The organism is Streptomyces sp. NPDC033221 (assembly GCF_055577005.1).
On sequence record NZ_JBVIQN010000036.1, the window covers coordinates 84,555 to 95,749 of the forward strand.

9 protein-coding genes are annotated in these 11,195 nt (G+C 71.6%); 4 read left to right on the plus strand and 5 right to left on the minus strand.

The window, feature by feature from the left end; all coding sequences use genetic code 11:
- Positions 1-29: 29 nt before the first annotated feature.
- The 3 genes from ACZ53K_RS34545 to ACZ53K_RS34555 form a co-directional block, all read right to left on the minus strand.
- A complete protein-coding gene (locus ACZ53K_RS34545; protein ID WP_468844637.1) occupies positions 30-701 on the minus strand; it encodes a response regulator in 672 nt (223 codons plus the stop codon).
- Positions 698-2,056: a sensor histidine kinase gene (locus ACZ53K_RS34550; protein ID WP_468844667.1), complete on the minus strand. Its 1,359-nt coding sequence runs from the start codon at positions 2,054-2,056 to the stop codon at positions 698-700. The genes ACZ53K_RS34545 and ACZ53K_RS34550 overlap by 4 nt, the downstream gene beginning before the upstream one ends.
- Before the next feature lie 330 nt (positions 2,057-2,386).
- Positions 2,387-4,609: an NADP-dependent isocitrate dehydrogenase gene (locus ACZ53K_RS34555; protein ID WP_468844639.1), complete on the minus strand. Its 2,223-nt coding sequence runs from the start codon at positions 4,607-4,609 to the stop codon at positions 2,387-2,389.
- A gap of 406 nt (positions 4,610-5,015) precedes the next feature.
- Between ACZ53K_RS34555 and ACZ53K_RS34560 the strand changes: the two genes are divergently transcribed.
- A complete protein-coding gene (locus tag ACZ53K_RS34560; protein ID WP_468844641.1) occupies positions 5,016-6,239 on the plus strand; it encodes a beta-ketoacyl-[acyl-carrier-protein] synthase family protein in 1,224 nt (407 codons plus the stop codon).
- A 111-nt stretch (positions 6,240-6,350) separates the two neighbouring features.
- Here the strand turns inward: ACZ53K_RS34560 and ACZ53K_RS34565 are convergent, their stop codons facing one another.
- Positions 6,351-6,794, minus strand: coding sequence for a CGNR zinc finger domain-containing protein (locus ACZ53K_RS34565; protein WP_468844644.1), 444 nt, complete (start codon positions 6,792-6,794; stop codon positions 6,351-6,353).
- 398 nt (positions 6,795-7,192) lie between these two features.
- On the opposite strand from ACZ53K_RS34565, the gene ACZ53K_RS34570 reads away from it, so the two are divergent.
- Positions 7,193-8,431: an MFS transporter gene (locus ACZ53K_RS34570; protein ID WP_468844647.1), complete on the plus strand. Its 1,239-nt coding sequence runs from the start codon at positions 7,193-7,195 to the stop codon at positions 8,429-8,431.
- 66 nt (positions 8,432-8,497) lie between these two features.
- Here ACZ53K_RS34570 and ACZ53K_RS34575 read toward each other — a convergent pair whose 3' ends face one another.
- On the minus strand, positions 8,498-8,941 hold the full coding sequence (locus ACZ53K_RS34575) for a carboxymuconolactone decarboxylase family protein (protein WP_468844669.1): 444 nt from the start codon (positions 8,939-8,941) through the stop codon (positions 8,498-8,500).
- A gap of 217 nt (positions 8,942-9,158) precedes the next feature.
- Between ACZ53K_RS34575 and ACZ53K_RS34580 the strand changes: the two genes are divergently transcribed.
- Both ACZ53K_RS34580 and ACZ53K_RS34585 read left to right on the plus strand, forming a co-directional pair.
- Complete coding sequence (locus tag ACZ53K_RS34580; RefSeq protein WP_468844650.1) at positions 9,159-10,082, plus strand: sigma-70 family RNA polymerase sigma factor; 924 nt, start codon at positions 9,159-9,161, stop codon at positions 10,080-10,082.
- A gap of 277 nt (positions 10,083-10,359) precedes the next feature.
- Positions 10,360-11,049: a DUF4097 family beta strand repeat-containing protein gene (locus tag ACZ53K_RS34585; RefSeq protein WP_468844653.1), complete on the plus strand. Its 690-nt coding sequence runs from the start codon at positions 10,360-10,362 to the stop codon at positions 11,047-11,049.
- Positions 11,050-11,195 lie beyond the last annotated feature (146 nt).

The following is an 11,195-nucleotide window of genomic DNA, read 5'->3' on the forward strand; positions in this document are numbered from 1 at the left end:
GGACGGACAGTGACCGGACGGCCGGGCGATCAGTATCCGGACGGGCGGACCAGGCCCGTCTCGTACGCGAAGACCGCCGCCTGGGTGCGGTCGCGGACGCCCAGCTTCACCAGGATGCGGCTCACGTGGGTCTTCACGGTCTGCTCGGCCAGCACCAGGCGGGCGGCGATCTCCGCGTTCGACAGCCCTTGGGCGACCAGGGAGAGGACCTCGGTCTCGCGTTCCGTCAGGTCGCCGACGCGGTCCTTGAGGGGCGCGCGGGGCTGTCCCGTCATCCGGGAGAACTCGGCGATCAGGCGCTTGGTGATGTTGGGGGCGAGCAGCGCGTCGCCGGCCGCGACCACCCGCACGGCCTGGGCGAGGTCGGCGGCCGACGCGTCCTTGAGCAGGAACCCGGACGCACCGGCGCGCAGCGCCTCGTACACGTACTCGTCCAGGTCGAAGGTGGTCAGGACGAGGACCTTGACGTCGGCACCGGCGGCCTCGGTGAGGCGGCGGGTGGCCTCGATGCCGTCCAGGCCGGGCATCCGGATGTCCATCAGCACGACGTCGGGCGCGAGTTCGGCGGCCTTGGCGAGGGCGTCGAGGCCGTCCAAGGCCTGGCCCACGACCTCGATGCCGGGCTCGGCGTTGAGCAGCACCGTGAATCCCTGGCGGACCATGACCTGGTCGTCGGCGATGAGCACGCGGATGGGTGTCATGGGGTTTCCTCGGCGGGATCGGTGCAATGGGTGGGGTCGGTGGAATGGGTGGGCCGGGCGGGGGTGGTGGGCTGCGGGTCGGTGCCTACGGGCAGGACTGCGGTGACTTCGTAGCCACCGTCGGAGGTCGGCCCGGCGGCGAGGTCGCCGCCCAGCATGGCGGCACGTTCACGCATGCCGAGCAGGCCGTGGCCGGCGCCCGGAGAGGCGGCGACAGCGCGGTCCGGCGCGGAGTTGGTGACGCGTACGGTGAGTGCGGCTGGGCGGTGGGCGACCGTCACCGCGACGCGCGCGCCGGGCGCGTGACGCATTGCGTTGCTGAGTGCTTCCTGCACGATGCGGAACGCGGACAGTTCGATACCTGGTGACAGCGGGCGCCGCTCCCCGGTGTATGTGGTGGTGACCGTCAGCCCTGCGCTGCGGACGTTGGCGACCAGTTCGTCGAGACGGTCCAGAGTGGGCTGCGGGGCGTGCGGTACGGCAGTGGTCCCGCCGCCCGGGGCGTCCTCGGACCGCAACACACCCAGCACGCGGCGCAGTTCGGTCAGCGCCTCCACCGCGTTCGTACGGATGCCCGCGAGGTTCTCCCGCAGCTCGGCGGACGGATTCTCGGCCAGGTGCGGGGCGACCTGCGCCTGGATGGAGATCACCGACATGTGGTGGGCGACCACGTCGTGCAGTTCACGGGCGATCCGGTTGCGCTCCTCCAGGAGCGTGCGGCGGGCCCGCTCCTCGCTGGTGATCTCCTCCTGTACGACGAGTTCGGTACGGGCCACCTGGCGGCCGCGGAGGGCTGCGCCGACGAGGACGGCACCGACGAGGACGGCCATGGCGCCGCCGAGGGGAAAAGGCCGGAGCGGGCCGGCGCCGATGCTGCACGCCAGCACCGTGAGCACCGTGAGGATCAGCGCTCCGGCTGCCGCGCGGAGACGGTGCCGCAACGCGAGCAGGAACAGCACCCCGGCCTGTACGGCGAGCCCGGGTCCCAGCCAGGGGTACGGCCCGTCCCCCGGGTACGAGGGGTCCATCGCCACAGCGATGACGATCGTGACGGCCGTCGACGCCCACCAAGCCGCCACCGGCCGGAACGCCGCCACGACGAGGGCCAGCGACTGGCCGCCGCCGAGGAGTACGGCGTACCCCATGGCGAAACGGTATTCCGGGGCGAAGGCGAGGTGGTTGATGCTGAACACGCTGATGAGCACGGCGGAGAACCCCAGCATGAGCACGATGAGCGGCTGCCAGATCAGCCAGCCGGGCCGCTCCCCCAGCGGCAGGGGCCGGACGGCCCCGCTCACCAGGTCCTCACGCAGCGCGCGCGGCACGCCGTACAGCGCGCGCGGAACCTCCCGCACTGCCGTCAACAGCCCCTGTGCAGGCCCCGTTCGAGCACCCACCCCGTTCTCCCCCACATGCTGCACTCTAAGCACCGTCCACGATCTCCTACCGGGAGGGTCTTCCATTCCGAATGAAGCGCGCGCTTCGGTACGGAAGTTACGAGTCGCGGTGTGTGGCCGGCGTCCCTCCGTGGAGCGCATCAGCCGCGTAGCTCCGGAGTACTACGGGTAAGGGGTGCACTGGCCGCAAACGCATCCGCCCCGGCCGGGCAGAAGTGCCGGCCGGGGCGGACCCGTCACGCATGCGCGGCGCGGCGGACGGGGAGTATCCCGCCCGCCGTCGCCGGATCAGCTGCCGAGGGTCGCCAGCGCCTGGTTGAACGTGTTCGACGGACGCATGACGACCGCGGCCTTGGCCACCACGGGCTGGTAGTAGCCGCCGATGTCGGCCGGCGAGCCCTGGACGGCGATCAGCTCGTCGATGATCGTCTGCTCCTGCTCGGCCAGCGTCGCCGCGAGCGCCGCGAAGGACTCCGCCAGCTGCTTGTCCTCGGTCTGCTTGGCCAGCTCCTGGGCCCAGTACAGGGCGAGGTAGAAGTGGCTGCCGCGGTTGTCGATACCGCCGAGCTTGCGGCTGGGCGACTTGTTCTCGGCGAGGAAGGTGCCGGTCGCGCGGTCGAGGGTGTCGGCGAGCACCTGGGCGCGCGCGTTGCCCGTCTTCTGCGCGAGGTGCTCGAAGCTCACCGCGAGCGCGAGGAACTCGCCCAGGCTGTCCCAGCGCAGGTAGTTCTCCTTGACCAGCTGCTGGACGTGCTTGGGCGCGGAGCCGCCGGCGCCGGTCTCGAAGAGGCCACCGCCGTTGATGAGCGGCACCACCGACAGCATCTTGGCGCTCGTGCCGAGCTCCAGGATCGGGAACAGGTCGGTGAGGTAGTCACGCAGCACGTTGCCGGTGACGGAGATGGTGTTCTCGCCGCGGCGGATGCGCTCCACCGAGAACTTCGTCGCCTCGACGGGGGACATGATCTCGATCTGCAGGCCCTCGGTGTCGTGCTCCGGGAGGTACTGCTTGACCTTGGCGATGAGGTTGGCGTCGTGCGCGCGGCCCTCGTCCAGCCAGAACACGGCCGGGTCGCCGGTCGCGCGGGCGCGGCTGACGGCCAGCTTGACCCAGTCGCGGATCGGCACGTCCTTGGTCTGGCACATGCGGAAGATGTCGCCGGTGGCGACCGTCTGCTCCAGTACGGCGTTGCCGTCCTGGTCGAGGACCCGCACCGTGCCGGTGGTGGCGATCTCGAAGGTCTTGTCGTGGCTGCCGTACTCCTCGGCCTTCTGCGCCATCAGACCGACGTTCGGCACCGAGCCCATGGTCGACGGGTCGTACGCGCCGTTGGCCTTGCAGTCCTCGATGACGGCCTGGTAGACGCCGGCGTAGCTGCTGTCCGGGATGACGGCGAGGGCGTCCTGCTCCTGGTCGTCCTTGTTCCACATGTGGCCGGAGGTACGGATCATGGCCGGCATGGAGGCGTCCACGATGACGTCGCTGGGGACGTGCAGGTTGGTGATGCCCCGGTGGGAGTCGACCATGGCCAGGTCCGGGCCCTCGGCCAGCTCCGCGTCGAAGGACGCCTTGATCTCCTCGCCCTGGGGCAGCGACTCCAGGCCCTTCCAGATGCCGCCGAGGCCGTCGTTCGGGGTCAGGCCGGCCTTGGCGAGCACGTCACCGTACGCGGCGAAGGTCTTCGGGAAGAAGGCGCGCACCACGTGACCGAAGATGATCGGGTCGGAGACCTTCATCATCGTGGCCTTGAGGTGCACCGAGAACAGCACGCCCTCGGCCTTGGCGCGGGCGACCTGCTCCTTGAGGAACTCGCGCAGCACGGCGACGCGCAGCACGGAGGCGTCCACGACCTCGCCCGCGAGCACCGGTACCGACTCGCGCAGCACGGTGGTGGAGCCGTCGTCACCGGCCAGCTCGATGCGCAGCGTGCCGCCCTCGGCGATGACCGCGGACTTCTCGGTGGAGCGGAAGTCGTCGCCGCTCATGTGCGCGACCTCGGTCTTCGAGTCGGCCGACCAGGCGCCCATCCGGTGCGGGTTGGCCTTGGCGTAGTTCTTCACCGAGGCGGGGGCGCGGCGGTCGGAGTTGCCCTCGCGCAGCACCGGGTTGACGGCACTGCCCTTGACCTTGTCGTAGCGGGCGCGGATGTCGCGCTCCTCGTCGGTCTTGGGGTCGTCCGGGTAGTCCGGCAGCGCGTAACCCTGCTCCTGCAGCTCGGCGACGGCCGCCTTCAGCTGCGGGATGGAAGCCGAGATGTTCGGCAGCTTGATGATGTTGGCCTCGGGCGTCTTCGCCAGCTCACCGAGCTCGGCGAGGGCGTCGTCGATGCGCTGTTCCTCCTGGAGCCACTCCGGGAAACCGGCGATGATGCGGCCCGCCAGGGAGATGTCACGGCTCTCCACCGCGACCCCGGCCGTCGAGGCGTAGGCCTCGATCACCGGCAGGAACGAATACGTCGCCAGGGCCGGGGCCTCGTCAGTGTGTGTGTAGATGATGGTCGAGTCAGTCACCGGGTGCTCCGCTCCACGTCTGCAACATTGCTCGACATCAAGATATCTCGTGATCGGGTCCTTCCAGGAAGGGCCCTGGCCTGTCGGGGTTGCTTGCCGGGGTTCGTACCGGGGTTTGCGCCGAGGTTTGCGCCCGGTTCCCTGCCGGGGCGGCTGCGGGAGGGTTCGGGCGGGAGGGCGGGCCGCTGGACCGCCGGGCGGCGGACCGGCCGGGCCGGGCGCACGTACGACCCACACAAGGTTGCAGGGAACCTACAAACCTGAGCCCCCAAACTCCGTGGAGGCTGCCACCTGTACCCCCGTAAATCCCCTGACAGAGTGGGCAGCGAGGCGACAAGATCCCGACCGTACACCGCTCAGGGCATTGTCCCTCCACGACAAAAGAACGACAAAGGGGGTTCATCCCGTGCATGCTGTCACCGACGCTGTGGTGGTCACCGGACTCGGGGCCACGACGCCGCTGGGCGGGGACGCCGCCTCGACCTGGGACGCCATGCTGGCCGGGCGGTCCGGCATCAGCGCCATCGAGGAGGAGTGGGCGGCCGGCCTGCCCGCACGGATCGCGGGGCGGCTCGCGGTCGAGCCCGGCGAGGTGCTGGACCGGGTACAGGCCCGCCGCATGGACCGGTGCGAGCAGGTCGCGCTCGTCGCGGCCCGCGAGGCGTGGGCCGACGCGGGCGCGCCGGAGGTCGATCCGGAGCGGCTGGCCGTGGTGATCGGTACGGGTACGGGCGGCGCGCTCACCCTGCTCGGCCAGGACGACGTCCTCGAAGCCTCCGGCGTACGGAAGGTGTCCCCGCACACCGTCCCGATGCTGATGGCGAACGGCCCCGCAGCCTGGGTCAGCATCGAGCTGGGAGCACGCGGCGGCGCCCACACCCCGGTCAGCGCCTGCGCCTCCGGGGCCGAGGCGATAGCCATGGGCCTGGATCTGATCCGCCTCGGGCGGGCGGACGTGGTCGTGGCGGGCGGCGCCGAGGCGTGCATCCACCCGCTGCCGATGGCGGGCTTCGCCCAGGCCAAGGCCCATTCCACGCGCAACGACGAGCCGCAGCTGGCGTCGCGCCCGTTCGATGTCGACCGGGACGGGTTCGTGATCGGCGAAGGATCGACCCTGGTCGTACTGGAACGCGCCGGCTTCGCCGCCGCCCGCGCGGCCCGGGCACACGCCACCCTCGCGGGCGCGGGCGTCACCTCGGATGCCCACCACATCACGGCCGCCCACCCCGAGGGCCAGGTCCGCGCGATGCGCATGGCCCTGTCCGCCGCCGGGCTGTCCCCGCACGAGATCGAGCACGTACACGCCCACGCGACGTCCACCCCCACGGGCGACCGGGCGGAGGCCCGGTCGATCACGGAGGCCATCGGCAGCCACCCGTCCGTCACCGCCACCAAGTCGATGACCGGCCACCTCTTCGGCGCGGCCGGAGCGGCCGGCGCACTCGCGGCGCTCCTCGCCGTACGCGACGGCATCGTGCCCGCGACGCGGAACGTCGACACCCTCGACCCGGAAATCGGCCTCGACGTCGTCACGGGCGAGCCGCGGAAGGGCGCGCTGACCGCCGCCCTCACGAACTCCTTCGGTTTTGGTGGGCACAATGCGTGTCTTGTCTTCACGGCGGCGCCTTGAGGGGCTGGCGGGACTCGCGCGGAGGCCGAGCGGGGAGACGGGGCGCGGAGAGTGAGCACGGTGATCGTCACGGGCCGGAGGGCGCTTTCGGGTCACGCCCGTGAGCGCCGATCACGCCCGTGCGCGCCGGTGCGCCGCCACCCGCTCCCGGGTCGCACAGCGCCGGGAACAGTAGCGGCGCGGAAGGCCGCTGCCCACGGCGAGGTAGACGTTGCCGCAGGTGGGCGAGGCGCAGACGCCGCCGGGCGGGCGCTGATGGTTCCAGATCAGCGCCATCAGGCACAGGCACGACGAGGCGAGGAACCACTCGCCCCACGGGGCGTCGTCGGCACCGTCCAGATGCGGATGCCAGGGACTCTCACCGTCGTGCGAGGTGAGGCGGAGAGCACCGGCGGTCCGCCGGAGGAGACGGTTCAGCGCTTCCACGGCACGGTCGGTGCCGTCGGCCGCGAAGACCTCGCGCAGCAGCAGGGCAGCGGAGCGCATCTCCGCGACGTCGGCGGCGGACAGCCCGCCATCGGCCACGGTGTCGGGCTCGCCGTGTTCGTGCAGCACTGCTGCGATCGTTTCAGGCGACGGCGCCTCGCCGGCCAAGGCGTTGACGAGAGCGGCGGTACGACGGGCGGTGGCCTGTACCGAATGGCGGGTGAGCCGTTCACGGTGGGCGGCCTGCGGAGATCGTTCGGGCCGCGCGGGTTGTGGAGGCTGGGCAAACCGGGCGGGCCGGGCGGACCCGGCGGGCTGAGCGGATCGGGCGGACCCGGCGGGCTGAGCGGATCGGGCGGACCCGGCGGGCTGAGCGGATCGGGCGGACCCGGCAGGCTGAGCGGATCGGGCGGACCCGGCGGGCTGAGCGGGCTGAGCGGGCTGCATGGGTGTCGACGTTAGTGCGGGCGCCGCCCGCATGTAACGCATCTGGCCAAGGTTTCCGTTACGTACCTAGCGTGACGCCCATGCGGAAACGTTTCGCGGTGGGGTCCGCCCTGGCCGGCGCGTCCTTGGCGCGCGCGGGCGACGAGATGTCGGGGCCCGCCCTGCTGGTGGCCGGGCCGGCGTTCACCGGCTCGGCGGCCACAGGACCGGCGCTGCTGGCAGGGATCACGGTCGCGGCGGCGGTCGGCGGCCCGCTCTTCGGCGTGCTGTTGGACCGTTCCGGGAGGCCAGGCCATCTGCTGGCGGGCGCGCTCGCCGGGTACGCGGCGGCTCTGGCCGTCGTCCTGCTGAGCCTGGGGCGCGTACCGCTCGTGGTCACGGTGCTCGTCGCGGTCGGTGCCGGGCTGCTGGGGCCGGCCCTGTCCGGCGGCTGGACCGCGCAGCTGCCGCGTGTCGCACCGCCCGGACTTCTGCCGCGGGTCACCGCGTTCGACGCGATGACGTTCAACGCCGCCGCGCTGGCGGGCCCCGCCCTGGCCGGGCTCGTCGCGGGCGCGGCCGGGGCGGCAGCCGCCGTGCTCATGTCCGGCGTGCTGATCTGCCTCGCGGTGCCGTCCGCGTACGCGCTGCCCACGGTGCCGCCAAGCGCGCGCCGGGAGCCGGTTTCCGCGTCGATCGTGGCCACTCTCGCGGCCGGGCTACGGGCTGTCCGCCACACCCCTCCCCTGGCCCGTGCGACCGTGACCTCGGTGGTCTCCTGTACGGGCCAGGGCGTGCTGACCGCATGCAGCCCGCTGCTCGGGGCGCGCGCCTTCGGCGACGCCCGGCACGGCGTCCTCCTGCTCTCCGTCATCGCGGCCTCCGCCCTCGCGGCCAACGCGTTCCTCGCCCGCCGCCCCACGCTGCTGCGCCCGGACACCGTGCTCGGGTGCAGCACCGCCGTACTCGCCGTCGCGCTCCTGCTGACGGCTGCCACCGGCCCGCCCGCCCTGCTCACCGCTGCCGCCGTCCTCGTGGGGCTGGGCGAAGGCCCGCAGCTCACAGCGCTGTTCGCGGTACGCCACCGGGAGGCGCCGGAGCAGCTGCGCGGCCAGGTCTTCACCACCGGCGCGAGCCTGAAGATCACCGGCTTCGCCCTCGGCGCGGGCCTCGCCGGGCCGGTCGCCGCCCGTTCGCTGCCCGGCGCCCTCGTGACGGCCGCCGGGCTGCAGATCCTCGCCGGTCTGCTCTTCACCGGATGCACGCTGATGACGTACCGGCGAGGTCGTACGCGGAGCCGGGCGCGCAGGGAGTGCCGGACGCGCCCGCGTCGTACGTGAACGAGTGTGCAGCGCTTCCGCTTCCGCTTCCGCTTCCGCTTCGACCGACCCGGCCGGGCCGGGGCGTCACCAGGTCAGGCCCGCGACCTGCCGGGTGGGGACGTTGATGCGGTTGAAGAGGTTCGTCATACCGATCATGAGGACCAGGGCGGCGAGTTGCTGCTCGTCGTAGTGCGCCGCCGCCTCGTTCCAGACCGCGTCCGGAACCGGATCGGTACGGTCGCTGAGCCGGGTGGCGGCCTCGGCGAGCGCCAGCGCGGCGCGCTCGGCCGGGGTGAAGAAGGGGGCGTCGGCCCAGGCCGCCACGGTGTGCAGCCGCTCGTCGCGCTCGCCGGCCTTCCGGGCCTGGACGGTGCCGGCGTGCACGCAGTAGCTGCATCCGTTGATCTGGCTCGCCCGCAGGTGAACCAGGTCGAGTGTCGTCTGCGGGACTCCGGCCTTCTTGACCGCCTTGAGGACGGCGAGGACCGGGTCCATGACGCCGGGGAGGAGCAGCGCCGGGTTCTGCATGCGTGCTTGTACGGAGGAGTGGGTGGCCTGCGCTTCTTCCACCCTGTCCGTGCTATCCGTGTTGCCTGCATTGTCCGCGTTATTCGCGATATCCGCTTTCTGCATGGTGGGGCTCCTGTCGCCTATCGGGCCGGCCTGTCACATCGCCCCGCCCTGTCACATTCCGGGGAAACGGTTCGTCAACGTACTGACGGAACGCGACGGGAGAATGTGACACGTGGACGAGAAAGATTTCCTGGCAGAGTGCTTCGAGGAGCACCGGGCGCATCTGCGGGCGGTGGCGTACCGGATGCTCGGTTCACTGAGCGAGGCGGAGGACGCCGTACAGGAAGCCTGGCTGCGGCTCAGCCGCTCCGACGTCAGCGGCGTCGGCAACCTCGGCGGCTGGCTGACGACCGTCGTCGGCCGGGTGTGCCTGGATGCGCTGCGGACACGTACGGCGCGTGGCGAGGAGCCCCTCGATGTACACGTGTCCGACGTACGGGTACCCGACCCCCTCATCGGCAACGACCACGGCTACGGCAGCGGCAGCGGCGCGGACGGGGCCGATCCGGAGCACCAGGCCCTGCTGGCCGACTCGGTCGGCCTCGCCCTGCTGGTGGTGCTCCAGACGCTGGCGCCCGCCGAACGTCTCGCGTTCGTCCTGCACGACATGTTCGCGGTGCCGTTCGACGAGATCGGGCCCGTCGTCGGGCGTACGCCGGCCGCGGCCCGGCAACTCGCCAGCCGGGCCCGCCGCCGGGTGCGGAGCACGGCCGCCGCGCCGGACACCGACCTCGCCCGGCAGCGGGAGGTGGTCGACGCGTTCCTCGCCGCTTCACGCGGTGGTGACTTCGAGGGGCTGCTCGCGGTGCTCGATCCGGACGTGGTGCTCCGTGCCGACACCGGCGCCGGCTTCCCCGGCCTGCCCAGGACGGTCCGCGGGGCGCGCGAGGTGGCCGAACGGGCCCTCGCTTTCCGCCGCTTCGCGCATGGCGCCCGGCATGCGCTGGTGAACGGGGCCGCGGGCGTCGTCACGGTCGCCGACGGGGTGCCGGTGTCCGTGATGGGGCTGACGGTCACGGGCGGGAAGATCGTCGCGATCGACATCCTCGCCGATCCCGAGCGGCTGCGGAAACTGGATCTGACGGCCCGCCCTTGAGGTGACCGGTTGTCTGCGGCTGCCTCGGCGTCTGCCGAGGGCGCTGTGGTGTTCCGCAGGTGAAAGGTGGGGTTTTCCCCATGTCGCGGCCGTGGACGCCGCTCTAATCTAAAGATCACCGCACCGGAAGGCGCGGCGAACCGCACCGCGCAAGCGACCCGTGCGCGGCGCACCATGCACTGCACCAGGGGGAACCGTGCGTCGTCATCTCCGTGTCCGTGTCCGTCCCCGAGTCCGTCTCCGTGTCCTCGCGGCCGTTGCGCTGACCGGTGTCGCCGTGAGCGGGCTCGGCGCGTGCGGGCTGATGGGCCGCTCCACGTACGAGGACGACGCCAAACTCTCCGCCGACATCAAGTCCGTACGCCTGGACAGCGGTTCCGGCGGCCTCATCCTGCGCGGCAAGAAGTCCCTCGGCGCGGTGTCGGTCCACCGCGAGCTGCGGTATCGGGGCGACCGGCCCGAAAAGGCGAGCCACCACGTGGAGAAGGGTGTGCTGGTGCTCGGCGGCTGCGGGAGCGACTGCTCCGTGCACTACACGGTCGATGTGCCGGCGGGCCTTGCCGTGAACGGCCAGACCTCGGCCGGTGCGGTGAATCTCTCGGGGGTCGGCGCGGTACGAGTGACCACCAGTTCCGGCGCGGTGAATCTGAAGGACGTGTCCGGCACGGTGGACGTCCGTACGTCCAACGGCCGGATCCACGGGCGCGGTCTGAAGGGGGACGGGATACGGGCACACACCAGCAACGGCGCCGTCGACCTCGCCACGGAAACGCCGCAGAACGTCCGGGCCGAGACGTCGAACGGTGCGATCACCCTCGCCGTTCCGGGCGGGCAGCGCGATCGCTACCGAATATCGGCCGAGACCGACAACGGTCACAAGAGTCTCGGCGTTCCCAACGATCCGGCCGGTACGTACCGGCTCGACCTCACCACGTCGAACGGCGCCATCACGGTCAAGCAGGGCTGAGACGGGGCACGGGACACCGGTCACCGGACACGGGTCACGGTGCCGTCGTGGGGGGGGGGGGGGGGGGGGGGGGGGGGGGGGGGGGGGAAAAAAAAAAAAAAAAAACAGCACACCGAGCCTCCCCCCCCCAGACAACAAACTACAAG

Bases quoted from the DNA above. Each gene is read 5' to 3' on its own strand.
- ACZ53K_RS34570 (WP_468844647.1), top strand. From the start codon at position 7,193: ATGCGGAAACGTTTCGCGGTGGGGTCCGCCCTGGCCGGCGCGTCCTTG.
- ACZ53K_RS34575 (WP_468844669.1), bottom strand. From the start codon at position 8,941: ATGCAGAACCCGGCGCTGCTCCTCCCCGGCGTCATGGACCCGGTCCTC.
- ACZ53K_RS34545 (WP_468844637.1), bottom strand. From the start codon at position 701: ATGACACCCATCCGCGTGCTCATCGCCGACGACCAGGTCATGGTCCGC.